Genomic DNA, 17,644 nt, shown 5'->3' with positions numbered 1-17,644 from the left:
GCCCCTTTCTTTAAGCGCTTTGTTCAATTCGTTTTAATTCCTTGCCCAGTTTTTTGAAAAAGTCCTGTATGACCAGCTTGGCTACTCCACCTAGCATCCGCTGTCCTACCATCGCTACCTTTCCGCCTACTTCAGCTTCGTATGAGTAGTTTAATAGAGTAGAGCTTTCACTTTCCGGGGTCAGGTCTACAATTCCGACCGCTTCTACAGTTCCCGGTGATCCTTCTCCCTTTACAGCGAGCTTGTAATGGTTAGGCTCCTCTAAATCGAGGATTTCGATCGTAGAGGAGTAGTTTCCTTTTATGGCCGCGATCCCAATGGACAGCTCGGCCTCATATTTGTTGTCCTCCACCAGGACGAGTTTTTTGCAGCCCATAATACATTTTTCAAGAACGCCGGGATCGAGCAGCACTTCATAAGCTCTTTCCACTCCTGCATCTAAAACTAGCTTTCCTTTGCCTTCCATCAGATGGTCACCTCTTTATGTTTGTTTTTTTTCGCTTGATTCAGCAGAGTCCATATTCGATTTGGACTGAGCGGCAGGGTATCAATCGCCACATTATACGGAGAAAGGGCATCACTTACCGCATTGGCGACAGCAACTGGAGCGCTCATTGTGTTACCTTCTCCAAGTCCTTTTGCACCAAGCGGAGTCATAGGTGATGGCGTTTCAATATGCTTGATCGTGACATTTGGAATTTCAGGAGCGGTCGGGCACAAATAGTCCATGAATGAACCGGTAAGCAGCTGCCCCTTATTGTCATACACGAGCTCTTCAAAGAGCGCTCCACCCAAGCCATGCGCGAGTCCGCCAAATATCTGTCCATCCACGATGAGCGGATTGAGCAGTTTTCCGGCATCATGGATTGTTATATAGTCCAGAATGTTTACCTCCCCTGTCTCGGGGTCAATCTCGACCGTTACCAGATCGGCAACAAATCCATAGGTCACCGAAGAGTTGATGAGGTCATTTTCATCAGGAGGCTCTGCCGCTTTTACAGAAAAATAGTAAGTTTCATAGATTCCCGGCTCCATTCCCTCCGGAAGGGATAACGGATTCCAGTGCGCGGATCCTGCAGCCCTCTTCAATGCATATTTTTTTGCAGGATCTGCCTTTACATAAAAAGCACCATCCCTTAGTTCGAGTTCATCAGGATTTACATTCAGCTGGTGAGAAGCAATCTTGATCAACTTTTCCTTCACCTTGTGTGCCGCATAAAAGACGGCACTGGATCCTAATGAGGCAAAGCGGCTGGAATAGCTTCCGGATGCAATAGACCATGCGCTTGTGGATGTATCCAGCTCCGCGACAACCTTGATTTTATCCGTTGGGATGCTTAAAACCTCTGAAACAATTTGTGCTGCAACGGTTTCATGCCCCTGCCCGGACGGAGTCGTGCTGATCCTCACATTAACGCTTCCCATCGGATCCATTGAAACAGTAGCAGCCTCCGAACAACCTGATTTGGGCAGGGATTTTACTCTTTCTTCAGGAGTTAGGGCAACCGTGATATATCCCATGTTGGAACCCGACGGCTCGACTATACAGGCAAGGCCGACACCGAAAATTTTTCCGTTCTTTCTTGCTTCCTCCTGTTTTTTGCGGAATTCCCCATATTTTCCGGTCTCAAGTGCAAGCTCGAACCCCTTGATATAATCGCCGCTGTCGTACAGGCCGCCCGAAGCTGTCTTGTAAGGAAACTGATCCTTTTGGATAAGATTCCTGCGAATCACATCCGCCGGATCCAAGTTCAGCTCGAATGCAACCTTCTGCATGATTCGCTCTAGAGGAAAATACAGCTCCTGGCCTCCATAGCCTCTGATTAATCCTGTGGGAAGCTTGTTGGTCATGATCGCGTACGCATCAATATGAAGATTCGGAATATCATAGGCACCGGTTGAATTGGCATGAGTACGATACAAACAGGCGGGTTCCGGAGCCCGGATGTAGGCACCGACATTGTCAATCATCTTCATGCGTAAGCCGGTAACCTTTCCGTTATTCTTTACCGCCGCTTCAATATAGGTGACCCTGTCCGTCCCGCTGGAGCTTGCCGACAAATGCTCCTGCCGATCTTCAATCCACTTTACCGGACAACCGGCAATTCGGCTCGCTACAGACAGAAGAACCATATATGGAAATGTTCCCGCTTTTATTCCGTAGCTTCCGCCAATATCCTTTGGAACAATGATTCTTAGCTTATTGCTTGGAATTTTCAGCGCTTGAGCCATAATGGCCTGGATTACAAAAGGTCCGTGAAAATTGGCGTGAACTGTATATTGATTTTCACTTGATTCATAATGAGCGATAATACCGTATGTTTCCACAGGTGTAGCGGTATATTTAGGAAAAAGATATTTATGTTTAATGATGGTATCCGCTTCTTCAAAAGCCTGGTCCACTTTTCCGTAATGAAACGTCCGGTGATTGGCTATATTGGATCCCACGTTTTCATGAAGCACCGGTGCATCCTTCTCAAGTGATCCTTCGATATCAACGACAGGCGGAAGGGATTCATACTTCACTTTAATGAGCTCCATCGCATCCTCCGCTAAGTAACGGCTTTTAGCAATCACAACCGCTACAGGCTCTCCTACATATCTGACTTTGTCGATGGCAATAGGATAGTAATGAACTGGAGCACTGACACCTACACTAAATGGTTCGAGATACTCCTTCACCTGTTCTCCGGTAATGACCGCCTTTACTCCGGCTATTCTTTCAGCCTCTGTCGTATCAATCGAGACAATTTTCGCATGCGGACTTGAGCTTCTTAGAATGGCGGCCTGAAACGTCTGGGCCGGTGTACCGATGTCATCGATATATTTGCCCTGTCCGGTTAAAAGTCTCATGTCTTCTACCCTGGTTATCGCTTTACCAATAACCTTGTTCATTTAAGAGACCTCCTTTCTTAAAAGCTTTTTGTAATCGGCAATTGTATCAATATCAAACGGATAGTTTTTTCCCATTTCAATAATCTTTACTTGATCGGTATATTTCTTCACTAAATCTCTGCCGCCTTTGTCACCTTTTATTTCTAACAGCCTGTTAAACATCCTCCGGTGAAACAAGACAGGATGTCCTCTTTTCCCTATATAAGATGATTGATAAATAAAATGTTCATGGTCAGCATGGAACTCTTCCAGCAGAAGATTGATCTCTCGTGAAGATATCAAAGGCTGATCCCCTAGGAGAAAAATGGCAGCTTCCACCTCAGCAGGCAAAACATAAAGCCCTGATTTTACGGAAGATGATAATCCTTTGTTTGAGTGGTTATTCAAAAAAATCTTATTCACTCCCGCCACCGTAGCCTCGGCAAGCAAACCTTCCACTTCAGGGTTAATAACGACCACAACATCATCTACATCTGAGTCGAGTGCTGCATCGATCACATGGCGTATGAGTGTTTTTTCCTGATAGCGGAGCATCATTTTAGGTGTGCCCATACGCTCAGACTTGCCGGCTCCCAGTATGATGGCCCAGGTCTCCCTCTTTTCAGTTAAAATGCCAGTTCACCCACTTTCTTATGCAGGTACTTAGTGAAGCTTGTCTCTTTCATAACATGAAGGGGTTTTCCGCTCCCCTTCCCTCGATGGACCATTACCATTTCTGCAAGAATACTGAGTGCAATTTCTTCAGGAGTCTGTGATCCAATGTCAAGCCCTATTGGACTATAAAGCCGTGAGAGACATTCCTCATGAAATTCCCTTCCAAGCCTATCCATCAGCTGGTAAGTACGTTTGTTGGGTCCAAGCACTCCAATATAGGGAACATCTGTTTCAAGAATTTGCTCAAGCAACAAAAGGTCCTGATCAAAATGATGGGTCATGATAACAACAAAAGAACGGCTTTCTAACTCCAGTTTTGGCCATTTTCCTTTAGGGATGCAAAGCAGTTGATCAGCCTCAGGAAAATTCTGTTTGTTTACAAAAGACGGGCGATGATCAATTACGGATACGTGCCAATTCAATTGTTTTGCACCATTTACGAGTGGAACAGCATCCGGACCTGCTCCGAATAGCGTTAGTCTGGGAGTGGGTGTAATGGTGTCTGTAAACACAAGGACCTTTTCTTTTTCATAGGTAACAGAATGAAGTCCTGATTTCACGGGATCAGAACTATTGTTTTTGACCATCCATTTTTTCCCTATAAGTGATGGAGTTTCTGCTTCGATGATTGTCGCCAAGCTTGTTTCATAGTTGTCGGCTTTTTGATAGATTTCTAAGCTGCGTTCTGTGCTTTCTCGAAGGTGTACAGGGTCAAACGGTTCCAAAAAAATATCAATCGATCCGTTGCAACCAAGCCCAAGCCCCCACAAATCATCGCCTTTGTCTCGAAAATCATAAGCTAGCGTTTTGCAGGAAAAGTGATTCAGAACTTCCCGGGCATGTTCGGCCAAATCTCCTTCCACACAGCCTCCGCTCAATAAGCCTGTCAGCTTTCCGTCTTCTGCCCAAAAACATTTGCTGCCTTCCTTTTGATAGGTTGACCCTTCAGTACGAATAATCGTTCCGAGAACTCCCCGGATGCCATTTTCAGCACAGCGCTTCATTTCAAGATAAATGGGAAGCATTTATGCACCTCCTGCTGATATAGTTAATCCCGGCTCTGATTGTAAATGAAATTGCTCACGGTATTCGCTCGGTGTAATACCAAGCAGCTTTTTAAATGTAGTGGCAAAGTATCCTGAATTAGCAAATCCAGAATTATTGGCGATGACTTCGATGGGCAGTGAAGACATTCGCAATAGTCCTTTTGCTTTTTGAACTCTGACAAAAGACAGATATTCAACAAAAGTCATTCCAGTATCTTCTTTAAACATTTTGCTGAAATACGAGGGGCTTAAGTAAACTTTGTCCGCCAGGCTCTTTAAGGTTAGCGGCTCACCGTAATAGATTTGCATATATTGGATGGCGCTGCCGATAGGATTTTTTAGATCTGCTGTGAAATGATCTTCACCCGTTTTCATCACACGGGTCACACTTTTGCCGAGAACCGGGATTAAAACCCTGTCCAGCGTTTCAATTAGTTCATGTTTAGAAAGCGGTTTCAATAAATACCCTAAAAATCCGGAATTAATAGATGACTGAACAAGTTCAAACATCTTTAACTGGGTAATCACGATGATGGGGAGATCTGGATACAATTGAAGGGCTGTTTTGCCAAAAGCCATACCATCCATATCGGGTAAAGAAAGATCAATCATCAGCGCACTCGGTTTACTTTGTTTCAGCAGCAGCATACCCCGGTTAGCCGTGCTCGATTCATAGATCGATAGAAAGCTGTATTTGCTTTCTTCAATTAACGAGCAGACTTCCTTGCGGCTTTGTTTATCATTATCGACAATGAGTAACTCGGACACTTGTGCCCCCCCCCCTCACATATTTAGGTTAACGCGATTGAGTAATAAGCAGTTTTAAAATCTGATAATCATTTTTATAAAATCATGTTATAATTTTCTGATTATTTCCATACTAATTGACAAGGTAAATGCCTGGTTCTAATTTCTTGCTTTGGGACTTATAAAATCTTCTTTTTTTAACCTGAAAATATTATGTAAAGATATAAATAAGCTTGTACTATTCCCCGTAGTATACAATAAAATGACTATTTCAAGGCCGCATTAAAAAAGTATCCCAGGAATATTCCGGGACACTTTGAATGAATTTTCAGTATTAATGGACTGGATTCCACTTCTACATCATCAACCTATGATTTTCTTGATCAATCCATCTGGAAACTGAAGCCCTTTCGACAAACTCTTTCTTACTTGCATAAATTCGGATCACGTCTTTTATTTCTTCAGCAAGGAACGTTTGATTTATGTTGTTAGCAAGTGATTCATACCCTGAACCCCGATGAAGGTAATCGGATGTAGCCACTGTGTACCATTTTTCTTTCTCTATTGATTTTTCTCCAATTAATATATCAATAACTCTTTTTCCATCATGAATGATTTTAGCACCCGCAATATGCAAGCTCCCCGTATACTTACCTCTGAATCCCGGGCCTCTTCCGTCTGACAAACAGTGCTGCGCATCCAAAGATAGTTCTAAAGCGGTAATGATATGCTTCCCCTGGACTTCAAATGAAGTTGCATTTAGGGGAGATGGGCATATTTCAATTAGCTTTTTATCAGATACGTGAACGTTCCCGCTCTTGAAAAATTTTCAAAAGGACTGTGAAGGTCGTTCGTATGTATAATGTCTAATCTCATTGCTTCCCCCATTCGTTCGCAAACTCCCTTTTCACTTGCTGCACATTTTCTTCGTGGCAGCTTGAAGTAAAACTTGATTCATAATGCATCTCCTGCCTTAACCGGCTTATTGTTTGTTCATCTTCATTTTCAACAGCCTCTATTAACCGGGAAAGATAGGTTTGGGATGCTTCAATTCTTTGCTTCATCTCTTCTTTACTTTCAGTTGTTTTGCCATGGCCGGGTACCAAAACACTTAGCTGATGTTTATCCAATATTGAATTTGCTTTTAGTAGTGTTGACTGATAAGCCTTTACACTATCAAATACAAAAGGAAGTTCAAAATCCGAAAGGTAATCCCCGGCAATCCAAATCCCCTGAGGCTCAATGATTGTAAATATTCCATCATGAGTATGACCAGGCGATAAATAAAAGGTTAACGTTGTGCTTCCTAATGCAAGCTGGTGGCCATCTTTGTTGATCTCAATATCAACAACTGGAAATTTAGGCTGATAAGGCCTGTCTATGTAATATTTACGATCAAAATCCTTTATAAGACCAAGTTTATAATCTTTAGCAGGATGATTACTCACACCTTCGCTTGCAATGACCTTAGCATTTAAGAACGCTGAGTAACCAATAATATGGTCAAAATCTCCATGGGTAAATAAAAGATATACTTCTTTATTTGGATTAAGCTCCTCAACGTGTTCTTGAATGGCTTTTATTTCATGGGGGAGCCAAGAAGGATCGACAATAAGGACAAACTCAACTCCCTCTACTACTGTACTTGTTGTTTGCCAAAGCGCACTTTGAAAAACGGTCAAACCATTTTTTTGATAGTGAATCATGAATATTCCCCTTACCTATTTAAGAATTTTTTCTTCTTGCATTCAATAACAGGAAACTATATCCTATCTCCAATAATATCAAAAAAAGAGTTAATTTCAGTCGGAAATTTCCGATGCATCCCCGGGTTTGGTGGAATTGAAGTGCATCATGACAGCAGCTAAATGAAGATGAATCTTAAATGAAAAAAACAGTAACCATAAATTTTGATGGATACTGTTTTAATGTTTTTATTGTTTTACTGTACTTGGCTTCGGCAGAATTCCTTAAGCTCATCTACTTCGTCGTCTTCTAATTCAAAATCAAGAGGATTGTTTGTTGTGTCTTCGTATAAGTGGTATTGAACAATTCGGGGCTCTTGAGGCAGAGCAGCATAAATCAGTTTAATATATACGCCATTTTCCATATACAGTTCATCGTCTTCTTCAACCTCTATATGTATGATAAATTCGTATCGATCCCCTTCGAGAATATTGGTAGGATCCTGAAGCTTATCAAGTGTATGTCTAATTACATTCATAAATACATGAACCTCCTTATAGTGTATTCCTTATTATACCCTTCAAAAAGTATATAACAACAAACAAAAGCAGCGGATATCCGCTGCTCGTAGCCTATATTTCACAACGTCACTCCCTATTCCCGTATCTGTCCGTTTCCTCTGATCACATATTTGCTTGAGGTTAAGGCGGGCAAGCCCATCGGACCGCGAGCGTGAAGCTTTTGTGTACTGATGCCGATTTCAGCGCCAAAGCCGAATTCATGGCCATCGGTGAAACGGGTTGAGGCATTATGATAAAGCGCGGCGGCATCTACCAATTGAAAAAATGAACGAACGTTATCTTCAGCTTCCGTGATGATGGCTTCTGAATGTTTAGAACCGTAGCGGTTAATATGTTCAATAGCATCCGATGTGCCCGACACGGTTTTTATCGCTAAAATATGATCTAAATACTCTGATTGCCAGTCTTCCTCGCTCGCTAATACAATGGCTGGAAAGAGTTCATGAATGTTCTGGTCAACTCGCAGCTCGACACCTCTCTCTACAAGGTTTTCGACCAACTCTTTCATATGTTTTTTCGCCCAGGCTTCATGAACGAGCACGGTTTCTATAGAATTGCAAACCGACGGACGCTGGGTTTTGGCGTTGAGAACGATGTCAATCGCCATTTTCTTATCCGCACTTTTATCGATATAAACGTGGCAGTTTCCGGCACCTGTTTCTAAAACTGGAACAGACGCGTTTTCGACGACGGCTTGAATTAATGCCTTCCCGCCTCTCGGAATCAAAACATCAAGATAGTCGTTCATTTTAAACATCTGTGTTGCTGTCTCACGGCTCGTATCTTCAATTAACTGAACAGAATCTACTGGGAGATCACTTAGTTCCAGTGCATGGTGGATCACAGAAACTAACGCTCTGTTTGAATGGATAGCTGAAGAACTTCCTCGAAGCAGAACTGCGTTTCCAGTCTTTAAACACAGACTGGCGGCATCTACAGTGACATTCGGCCTTGCTTCATAAATCATTCCGATGACTCCTAGCGGGACAGCTATCTTTTCAATTATGAGCCCATTGGGACGTTCAAATCTCTCTAGAACGTTTCCTGTAGGGTCGGGTAAAAACGCAAGCTGCTCAAGTGCCACAGACATCTCCTTAATTCTTGATTCATTAAGTATCAGACGGTCAATTAAGGATTCGTGCACACCGTTTTCTCGAGCATGCTCTATATCTCGATTATTTTCCTGCAAGATATAGGGTGTCTCATGGATCAACTGGTCCGCAATGTGCTGCAGGGCTTTGTTTTTTTGTGAAGTCGTTTTTGTGATGAGTACAGTGACCGCTTTTTTTGCTTTTTTTCCTTTGGTGATTAATTCACTCATACGGTTCTCTCCTTTATCATGGACAGCCATCTGTTGCGATGAACTACTTCAGGGTGGGTATTCTTGGTCTTTTCCATCGCTTCTTGACTCGTTAATCCTTTAATAATTTGTAAGTCTTCAGAGGAATACTGAACCTGGCCTTTACCGATGACCTCTTTTGCGGAATTGATGATTTCTACCACTTCCCCGGTTGAAAACACACCACTGACAGCATGAATTCCCGCCGGCAACAAACTTTTTCCCTCGAACAAAATGGCCTTTGCGGCTCCATCATCTATTTCAATGATTCCGCTGACCGGTGAATGAAAAGCCAACCATTGTTTTTGTGTTTTTAATGCGGTGGCAGGCGAATTGCCGATATACGTTCCATCGCCCTTTCCATCTAGAATATGAAGGAGTTTTTCCTGATTGGAGCCTGTACCGACAAAAATGTTTACCCCGAGCGAGAGAGCTGTTTTTGCGGCCAGGAGTTTTGATTTCATACCTCCTGTACCAAATTTTGATGCCGACGCCAAATTCGTCATCTTAATATGGTCATCTGTAATGTCGTAAAGAAAATCATACCGATGCGCTGTGGGAACCGTTCGTGGATCTTGATCATACAGTCCATTGATATCCGTCAATATCATCAATAAATCTGCATGAACGAGGCCGCTGACAAGAGCGGAGAGCATATCATTATCTCCAAAGGTCAATTCATCGATCGAGACGGAATCATTCTCATTAATGATTGGCAGCACCGACCGTTTTAACAGTTCGGATAACGTCGCATAGGCATTGGTGTACTGCTCTTTTTTATAAAAGTCATTCCGGGTTAACAGCAGCTGGGCAGCAACAATTCCATGTTGTTTAAAGATTTCAGTATAAGCTTGAATTAATAACCCTTGCCCCACAGCTGCAGCGGCTTGTTTCCCGGCTGTTGTTACAGGACGCGCGGGATACCCTAAATCGGCAAATCCCGCTGACACCGCGCCAGAAGAGATCAAGATAACTTCATGTCCCTGTTTTCTTAATTGGACGATTGCTTCCACATGTTCGGTAAGTTTACTCTTACTTAGTCCGCCGTTCTTGTTGGTCAGGGAACTGCTCCCGATTTTTACAACGATTCGTCTTTTGCTCATGTATCCGCCACTCCTTTTGTTTACTAAAAAAGACCCTTCCCATCCTTAAAAAAGGACGGAAAGAGTCTGTCATCCGCGGTACCACCTTTATTAGTATCATCTAGGCAGATGATACTCTCTTAAAACCCGTAACGAGGGAAACGGCCAGGTTATTCGCCTAGCAGCTCAAGGGGTAGGTTCAATAGTTTCTTCAGCGATGGAATCTCTCAGCCTGATGAATTCCACTCTCTTTCGCCTGATAACATATTTACTGGCCCCTATTAACGCACCAGATAATTTTAAAGAATATTATGCATTACTTCATCAACAAATGTCAAGAAAATTCAGGTAATTTTACCGGAAGTAAATAAAAAACAACCCACCAACAACGTAAAATGAAGGTGGGTCTGTGTCTTTGAAATTCTTTTAATCGTCATCTTTATGATGGAGGTAATTACTTTCGTATTTGATAAACTCTTGTTCCTGAAAAGCAGCAACCATACCGTGGTAGCTAATATCTAATCCAACCTCTTCCTCTTCTTCAGTCGATCGGACAGGTATCCACAATTGAATCAATTTAAGTCCCATCCAGGTTAAGACAAAACCCCATATGCACAAGACGAGTAATCCTAAAAGCTGAACGCCTAACAGGTGCCAGTTCCCGGTCGTAATAAGACCTTTATCTGTTGCAAACAATCCTACCGCTACGGTTCCCCATATTCCTGAAATCGCGTGAACGGGAAACGCACCTACAGGATCATCAATTCTTTTGATTTCTAACCAATAAGTGGCGAAAAGCATTAGCAGACCAGATCCAGCTCCAATTAGGATAGCAAAAGGATCACTGACAAAAGCACATCCTGCTGTGATTCCTACCAACCCAGCCAATGATCCATTAATTACAGAAGGTGCATCAGAGCGCTTATAACGAAAAAGGGTATAAAGCATTGTTGCTGCACCGCCTGATGCTGCTGACAGCATGGTTACAATGGCAATATGTCCAATTCTGGCATCAGTGGCACTTAACGTACTTCCTGCATTAAAACCAAACCAACCAAACCAAAGTAAGAAGGCTCCTACAGATGCTAAGGGAAGATTACTTGGCAAGGAGACTGTACTAACTCCTTGAGGAGTGAATTTTCCTTTTCGAGGACCGATAAAAATTGCTGCGGCTAAAGCAGAAAATCCACCTAATGCATGAATAACCGCAGAACCTGCGAAGTCCTGCATTCCAAGTTTTCCGAGCCATCCTCCGCCCCAGACCCAGTGGCCTGCAACCGGGTAAATAAAGGTTGTCATGATAACGGCATAAAGAATGTAGGCACGGAAATTAATACGCTCAGCAACAGCGCCAGATACAATGGAAATGACGGCAATAACAAACGCTGCTTGGAATAGCCAAAAGGTATCAACAGAAATTAAAAAGTGTAAATGTGAGAGATCTCCTTTAATCATAAATCCGTTACTTCCAATTAAGCCCGACAAATCCTTTCCATACATTAAACCAAACCCAATAAGGTAAAAACAAAGGGTACCGATTGTAATGTCTGCAAATACCTTCATGAGGATATTTACGTTATTCTTATGTCTGACGAATCCGGCTTCTAATAGAGCGAAACCACCCTCCATTAGTATAATCATAGCTGCAGTCAAGACAACCCAAATGGTATCTAACCCTGTATTTAGTGTGTGGATAGTCATGTTGTTTCCTTCCCCGATTTCCGATTCATCTTTATTTCCCCAATAATAGTGCGTGAGAGGATAATCTCATCTTTTGATGGTTCTTCTTTTAGACCGTGGATGGAATGATCCAGCTCAAATACACCTTGTTTTAATTTATCAATTTGTTTAAGTGGTTCTTTTACATGTGCAATGTATTCAACTGCTTGATGATGGCTGGGAGATCGGCCTGTAAATAATTTTCGGAAAGGGGATAATGATTGATAAAAGGCATCTTCGGCATTTTTCTTTTGTACGTATTTATTAATCTTGTTTTTAATCCGTTCAATTTCCTGTTCTTTTTTAGTTTTCATGAATTGCAGCATTTTTAAAAGTTCTGATGGTGAAATTTGAATGTTAATATTTGGATTTACTTCGTCACGTACTAACATGTAAATACCCCTTACAATTCAATGTTATATTTTCTGACATTATATCGATAAGTTACTTGCGAGTCAATGATGGAATGTTGAAAAATAACAATGTAATTGTAAAAATTGGTAGATTTTGAGGTTGGATCTTTAAATATTATTTTTAATTTTTAAAGATTTAACATACGGTACGTGAAATTGTTAGATTTATCAGATTGCCGTAATGTTGGTATTTACGCATGAAAAAAGAGCATTTCATCTACAATGAAAATGCTCTTCGTACAATAATTAAAAATTTGATTAATCCCCAACCCCCAGCACATCTGTATTCGGCGGTTCATAACCCATATGTCTGGCCATCGCCATAATTTGGCCTTTATGATGGTATTCGTGTGTTACCACATGCAGAAGAAGCTGTGCAGCTGAAATGGAAATAGGTTCTCCATGTTCTCTCCAAGGAATGGCTCTTATGATAAGCTCATTCATCTGCCCATCCAAATCATTAAGGACATCATCAACATAGGCATCAGCCTGGATAAATCTCTGTTTAATTTCTTCCAAACTTGTTTTTGAAATGTTTTCTTTTGGTGTCAGAGGCGTTTTCGTCTGCAATAAAATATAGGAACCGAGCCATCCATGATAGCAGTTTGCAACATGAAGCAGTGAATCCCGCACACTTTGGAAGCCGAACCCATCAATTTGTCTTGTGAAATCTTCAGGTTGAAGCTCATCACAAAATTTCAAAAGAATCTCTCTCGTCTGTTTGACCCATTCATATTCAATCCGATTCATTCTGATCCCCCTTCATCTTTCATAAAAAAAGAGCTGCTGAAACAGCTCTTCTCACTATATTCTAATTCGCATTCCCATTTACCTTCTCTGCCTGCCAGTAAAAACTGCTGAACACATCTGCAAAAGCATCTGCGGTTCTGTACAGTTCACGGAAGTCGTTATCGATTCCTCCCATTTCAATCAGCATGGCGTTGTTCGAAAGATCCTGGTTGTAGATGCCGTTGCCTTGGGATTTATTCTTAATAATGACCCCCCGGCTGAGATGAGGATATTTTTTATTTACCAGACTGTTCAGTTCTTCTGCAATCTGAAGGTTTTTTTCAAAAGACGGATGTTCCCTTCCAACAATAAAACATAATCGCGCATAAGGCTGGTTGTTGATAGAGATCGTCGTCATTTTCCTAGGCTGAGAATCACGATGGATGTCAATCAGGTAGGATAAATCACGGTCTTGTGAGACGGCATGCTGAACGGTTTCTCGGGACAGTGCATACGCACGATTGGTAGTCCACTTTCTCGCATTTAACTTTTCCCCTACGTTAGTGGTGTCATGATCTACACCAATCCCTCTGCTCTCCAGATCCTGTTTTAACCGGTCACCTACCGCTATAATGTTGGTCTTTGGATTGGAACTTGTAAATTTGCCTCCTTGCAGGATCGGCCTGAATGATTCATAGCTGTGTGAATGGTAAATATAAACGACCTGGCCTTTCGTTTTTAATTTGGGCGGAGGAATATCTTCATTCGGGTTATCGATATTCACATTCTTTTTATTCGGTTCGTTCGGCTTTAGAATTTCCTGAAGGGGCAATGTCGGTTCAATCGGCAATGTAGAATAGGTTGTTCCTTTCCCGGCAATATAAATCTCTGAATCATAGATCGCAAAGCCTGGCAGTTCCGTTCCGATCAAACTTCGCGGGTCCCCTGGCCTCAGGTTGGTCATGAGCTGCAGCATGATGGAAGAAGCGGCTGGCGGTTTGCTTTCTTTTGGAAGCACCTGCGTATAATAAGGATTCTCTGATCCGATGGCATAGACCAAGGCTTCCGTTGTAAAGTTATTAAACCACTTTTTAACAAGGGAGGATGATACATCGAACTTAATTTCCGCAGATGATATAAATCCAGCTACAAAGAAAAGAAGAATGCTAAGGAGAGAAACCTTTATACTCGTTGAAAACAAGCCGTTATTGCTGTCTCTCATCCCATTCCTCCTCCTCTTTAAGATCAATGGCAATGTAGGCTAAACACACCATGATGAGCCCGGTAACAAGGAACCCAACAGTAAATAGCGAGGATAAATAAAGATAACTGAACCCTGTCGTAGAGATCATGATGAGAATCCAAAAGTACACTGCTTGAAGTCTCATAGAATTCACCTTCTTCCTTCCGTTTCTAGTAAACTATATTCAATCTGAGAGATTTTATTCTGAAAAAGATGGAAGAATGCAAAGAAAAGCGAAAGCAGGCCTGGTACGAAAAAGCAGCTATTCATGCGGCCGGACAATTATTATTACTTCATGAAATGGTTCTTCTTAACTAGGCAGAGAGTATAGTAATGAAACTATTTTCGCATTGACCAAGATAGAATTTGATGTGATAATGATAATCGTTATCATTTGTTGTTTAGGAGGAATTCTATGTTTATTCAATGGTTAAAAGAAAATCGTTTAGCCTCTTACGTGCTTACTCTTTTTCGATTGTATCTTGGAGTTAAGTGGGTTCAGGCAGGATGGGAAAAAATCAGCAGCGGGCATTTTGATGCCAGTGGTTTTATGCTTGGGGCTCTTAAGCAAGTTTCTGGTGATCATCCTGCTGTTCAGCCCTGGTGGGGTGATTTCTTGAGGCAAGTCGCTCTGCCGAATGCTGAAATCTTTAATGCGCTCATTCCCTGGGGAGAATTTTTGGTAGGTCTTGGACTCCTGTTAGGTATGTTTACTAGTTTAGCGGTTCTCATGGGGCTTACAATGAACTTTGCATATTTATTCTCCGGTACAACATCTGTCAACCCGCAAATGGTTCTAGCAGGTATGATCGTTCTGGCTGCAGGAGCAAATGCTGGGCGAATCGGTATGGACCGCTGGGTTGTTCACTATCTGGGATTGAAATTCAAGAAAAGGAAATTATCGAATACTCCTTTGTCTAAAAGTGCATAGTAGAATACATAACAATAACAAAAAAGCAGACCTTACAAATGAAGGTCTGCTTTTTCTTTTTATTCACTAAGGTCTACGTTGTGGTATACCTGCTGAACATCTTCCAAGTCTTCGATCGCATCGATCATTTTCTCAAATTGATTCTGTGCATCTTCAGGAAGGGACAGGTCATTTTGTGCCAGCATGGTAAGCTCGGCTACTGTAAATTCGGTAATACCGGCATTCTTGAATGCTTCTTGTACAGCATGGAATTGGTCAGGCTCTGCATACACGATGACAGAACCGTCTTCTTCAATAATGTCACGGGCGTCAACATCTGCTTCCATTAAGATTTCCAGCACTTCCTCTTCCGTTTTATCTTCGATGGCAAATACGGCTGTTGCATCAAACATATAGGCCACTGAGCCGGAAACACCCATGTTCCCGCCATTTTTCGTAAAGGCTGCACGCACATCCGCAGCCGTCCGGTTCACATTATTTGTTAGCGCGTCAACGATGACCATTGAACCATTTGGGCCGAATCCTTCGTAACGAAGCTCGTCATACGTTTCATCCGATCCGCCCTTCGCCTTTTCAATGGCACGATCGATGATATTTTTAGGCACACTGTATGTTTTTGCACGTTCAAGAACGACTTTTAATGCCTGGTTGGATTCAGGATCAGGTTCTCCCTGCTTTGCCGCCACGTAGATCTCACGGCCGAATTTAGCGTAGATGCGGCTCGTATTGGCATCTTTTGACGCTTTTTTCTCTTTAATGTTGTTCCACTTACGTCCCATTATGTTCCACTCTCTTTCAACTTCATTTTCAATAACACAACTTACCGTTCAACACCTCTTATTATACATAAAATGGACTTTTTTCTCTATTCTATGATTCGGTTATAATAGAAAAGGATCAACCAAGTAAAGGATGCTGAAAAAATGCAAAGATACGTTATCGTCGGTGCAGGAATCCTCGGGGCGTCAGCCGCTTATCTTTTAAGCAAAAAAGGCGCTGAGGTCATCGTTGTCGACCGGAAACACCAAGGGCAAGCCACAGATGCTGCAGCAGGCATAATCTGCCCATGGCTGTCTCAGAGGCGGAATAAAGCATGGTATGCACTGGCTAAAAACGGCGCAGCCTTTTATCCGGCTTTAATTGAACAGCTGCGAGCAGATGGTGAAACAGAAACGGGCTATGCTCGTGTAGGTGCCGTCAGCCTGCAACATGACCATGAAAAACTGAGGAAGATGGAAGACCGTGCGTTGAAACGGAAAGAAGAAGCACCTGAGATGGGAGAAATAAAAATCCTGACTCCTGAGGCAGCTCAAGCTCTGTTCCCTGCTCTAAAAGAAGAATATGGTGCCGTGCATGTGAGCGGCGCGGCACGGGTTGATGGACGTGCTCTTCGTGATGCTTTGCTTCGCGGCGCACAAAAAAATGGAGCTCTCTTGGTGAAGGATGATGCCTCTCTCCTATTCAGCAGAAATAGAGTGACCGGTGTTAAAGCCGGTGGCGAATCGATAGAAGCGAACAAGGTTATCGTATGTGCAGGGGCGTGGGCGAATGAGCTGTTTAAACCATTGGGAATCCATATGAACGTAACGTATCAAAAAGCGCAGATCGTTCATCTGCAGTTTCGTGATACTGACACGAGTCATTGGCCTGTTGTGATGCCGCCCAGTGATCAATACGTGCTGGCGCTCGAGGATGGCCGCATCATTATCGGGGCGACTCATGAAAACGATCCTGATGGCTATGACCATCGTATTACAGCCGGAGGTTTGCATGAAGTATTTAATAAAGGATTAGAAACCGCCCCGGGTCTGTCTGAAGCCTCATTCACCGAGGCTCGAGCAGGCTTTCGCCCATTCACTCCAGGATTTCTGCCTGTGATTGGGAAACTGCCTGGCTGGGAAGGAATTCTGTTTGCCAACGGACTCGGTGCTTCAGGGCTAACGATGGGTCCTTTTATCGGAGAGCAGCTTGCTAAACTGGCGTTAGAGATGGAACTGGATATTGACCTATCCCTCTATCCTGTTGAAGATGCCATTCAATTATCATAAAAAAGGGGCTGTCCAAGAAGTCTGTAAGCTGTTGATTTCCGTTCCAGGCTGCTCGCTTTCCGCGGGGCGTGCGGTGAGCCTCTTGGTGCTAGCACCGGCGGGAGTCTCACCTGTCACGCTAGTCCCGCAGGAGTCTCGCATCTTCCACTTCAATTAACTTTTCATTGAAGATTTTTCAAGCCAAAAAGGGGCTGCCTGAAGGTCAATTTTCGACTTTCTGGACAGCCCCTTTTCGCATGCTGTTATCAAGAAATGACTTTCTCTGTCACCCCGCTGATAAGACCTTTGGCATTCTCATTAAACATTTTTTCAAATTGCATAATGGTCACTCCTTTTTCCTTTAATTCAGGCAGGATGTTGAGGAAAAGATGAGCAGGCGTCCAATTCTCCATGAGCAGTGCCTCTTCTTCATTAAATCTCCCCAGAGTTACGTCTCTGTTAAGCCGGGATAGCCAAATATTAAATGCTCATGAATCAATGTATAACAGAGATAGGACCTGTCACCGTTTCCACCATTGAATTCATTGTCCA

18 protein-coding genes and 2 pseudogenes are annotated in these 17,644 nt (G+C 42.7%); 2 read left to right on the top strand and 18 right to left on the bottom strand.

Annotated features, from left to right (window positions below):
* Positions 1 to 10: 10 nt before the first annotated feature.
* The 15 genes and pseudogenes from LCY76_RS11975 to LCY76_RS11905 all read right to left on the bottom strand — a co-directional run bounded on the left by LCY76_RS11975 (position 11) and on the right by LCY76_RS11905 (position 14,279).
* Positions 11 to 466: an SRPBCC family protein gene (locus tag LCY76_RS11975; RefSeq protein ID WP_248252834.1), complete on the bottom strand. Its 456-nt coding sequence runs from the start codon at positions 464 to 466 to the stop codon at positions 11 to 13.
* On the bottom strand, positions 466 to 2,895 hold the full coding sequence (locus tag LCY76_RS11970; protein ID WP_248252833.1) for a xanthine dehydrogenase family protein molybdopterin-binding subunit: 2,430 nt from the start codon (positions 2,893 to 2,895) through the stop codon (positions 466 to 468). Before LCY76_RS11970 ends, LCY76_RS11975 begins: the two co-directional genes overlap by 1 nt.
* Complete coding sequence (locus LCY76_RS11965) at positions 2,896 to 3,471, bottom strand: nucleotidyltransferase family protein (RefSeq protein ID WP_269431903.1); 576 nt, start codon at positions 3,469 to 3,471, stop codon at positions 2,896 to 2,898.
* A gap of 29 nt (positions 3,472 to 3,500) precedes the next feature.
* Positions 3,501 to 4,574: an XdhC family protein gene (locus LCY76_RS11960; RefSeq protein WP_248252832.1), complete on the bottom strand. Its 1,074-nt coding sequence runs from the start codon at positions 4,572 to 4,574 to the stop codon at positions 3,501 to 3,503.
* A complete protein-coding gene (locus LCY76_RS24035) occupies positions 4,575 to 5,363 on the bottom strand; it encodes a response regulator transcription factor (protein WP_248252831.1) in 789 nt (262 codons plus the stop codon).
* Between the two features lie 334 nt (positions 5,364 to 5,697).
* Positions 5,698 to 6,132, bottom strand: a pseudogene (locus tag LCY76_RS11950) (5'-nucleotidase C-terminal domain-containing protein); the annotation flags it as partial.
* Positions 6,133 to 6,214: 82 nt separating this feature from the next.
* The gene (locus LCY76_RS11945) at positions 6,215 to 7,048 is read right to left on the bottom strand and encodes an MBL fold metallo-hydrolase (RefSeq protein ID WP_248252830.1); all 834 of its coding nucleotides are present in this window, start codon (positions 7,046 to 7,048) and stop codon (positions 6,215 to 6,217) included.
* 236 nt (positions 7,049 to 7,284) lie between these two features.
* Positions 7,285 to 7,566 (bottom strand): DUF6509 family protein, encoded by a 282-nt coding sequence (locus LCY76_RS11940; protein WP_248252829.1) that lies wholly within the window; start codon positions 7,564 to 7,566, stop codon positions 7,285 to 7,287.
* A gap of 116 nt (positions 7,567 to 7,682) precedes the next feature.
* Positions 7,683 to 8,930, bottom strand: a complete 1,248-nt coding sequence (locus tag LCY76_RS11935) for a glutamate-5-semialdehyde dehydrogenase (RefSeq protein WP_248252828.1) — start codon at positions 8,928 to 8,930, stop codon at positions 7,683 to 7,685.
* Positions 8,927 to 10,051: a glutamate 5-kinase gene (proB, locus tag LCY76_RS11930; RefSeq protein ID WP_248252827.1), complete on the bottom strand. Its 1,125-nt coding sequence runs from the start codon at positions 10,049 to 10,051 to the stop codon at positions 8,927 to 8,929. The genes LCY76_RS11935 and proB overlap by 4 nt, the downstream gene beginning before the upstream one ends.
* Before the next feature lie 405 nt (positions 10,052 to 10,456).
* Positions 10,457 to 11,731 (bottom strand): ammonium transporter, encoded by a 1,275-nt coding sequence (locus LCY76_RS11925; protein WP_248252826.1) that lies wholly within the window; start codon positions 11,729 to 11,731, stop codon positions 10,457 to 10,459.
* A complete protein-coding gene (locus tag LCY76_RS11920; protein ID WP_248252825.1) occupies positions 11,728 to 12,141 on the bottom strand; it encodes a hypothetical protein in 414 nt (137 codons plus the stop codon). Before LCY76_RS11920 ends, LCY76_RS11925 begins: the two co-directional genes overlap by 4 nt.
* 279 nt (positions 12,142 to 12,420) lie before the next feature.
* Entirely contained in the window at positions 12,421 to 12,912 is a 492-nt protein-coding gene (locus tag LCY76_RS11915; RefSeq protein ID WP_248252824.1) for a DinB family protein, read from the bottom strand.
* 61 nt (positions 12,913 to 12,973) lie between these two features.
* Entirely contained in the window at positions 12,974 to 14,113 is a 1,140-nt protein-coding gene (locus LCY76_RS11910; RefSeq protein ID WP_248252823.1) for a stage II sporulation protein P, read from the bottom strand.
* Entirely contained in the window at positions 14,097 to 14,279 is a 183-nt protein-coding gene (locus LCY76_RS11905; protein WP_053354213.1) for a hypothetical protein, read from the bottom strand. The genes LCY76_RS11910 and LCY76_RS11905 overlap by 17 nt, the downstream gene beginning before the upstream one ends.
* 270 nt (positions 14,280 to 14,549) lie before the next feature.
* On the opposite strand from LCY76_RS11905, the gene LCY76_RS11900 reads away from it, so the two are divergent.
* Positions 14,550 to 15,065: a DoxX family membrane protein gene (locus tag LCY76_RS11900; protein ID WP_248252822.1), complete on the top strand. Its 516-nt coding sequence runs from the start codon at positions 14,550 to 14,552 to the stop codon at positions 15,063 to 15,065.
* Between the two features lie 59 nt (positions 15,066 to 15,124).
* On the opposite strand, the gene LCY76_RS11895 is transcribed toward LCY76_RS11900, so the two are convergent.
* A complete protein-coding gene (locus LCY76_RS11895; RefSeq protein WP_248252821.1) occupies positions 15,125 to 15,844 on the bottom strand; it encodes a YebC/PmpR family DNA-binding transcriptional regulator in 720 nt (239 codons plus the stop codon).
* Between the two features lie 144 nt (positions 15,845 to 15,988).
* Here LCY76_RS11895 and LCY76_RS11890 point away from each other — a divergent pair, with 144 nt between their 5' ends.
* Positions 15,989 to 17,113, top strand: a complete 1,125-nt coding sequence (locus tag LCY76_RS11890) for an NAD(P)/FAD-dependent oxidoreductase (RefSeq protein ID WP_248252820.1) — start codon at positions 15,989 to 15,991, stop codon at positions 17,111 to 17,113.
* A gap of 245 nt (positions 17,114 to 17,358) precedes the next feature.
* Here the strand turns inward: LCY76_RS11890 and LCY76_RS11885 are convergent, their stop codons facing one another.
* Both LCY76_RS11885 and LCY76_RS24145 read right to left on the bottom strand, forming a co-directional pair.
* Positions 17,359 to 17,505, bottom strand: a complete 147-nt coding sequence (locus LCY76_RS11885) for a hypothetical protein (RefSeq protein WP_248252819.1) — start codon at positions 17,503 to 17,505, stop codon at positions 17,359 to 17,361.
* Between the two features lie 3 nt (positions 17,506 to 17,508).
* A pseudogene (locus LCY76_RS24145) lies at positions 17,509 to 17,638 on the bottom strand (phosphotriesterase family protein); the annotation flags it as partial.
* Between the last annotated feature and the right edge of the window lie 6 nt (positions 17,639 to 17,644).

The sequence above is a fragment of the Fictibacillus marinisediminis genome (genome assembly GCF_023149135.1).
In the GTDB taxonomy this organism is placed as follows: domain Bacteria; phylum Bacillota; class Bacilli; order Bacillales; family Fictibacillaceae; genus Fictibacillus_C; species Fictibacillus_C marinisediminis.
Note: the sequence above shows the minus strand (reverse complement) of the source record. Positions and strands in the feature narration are given on the sequence as shown.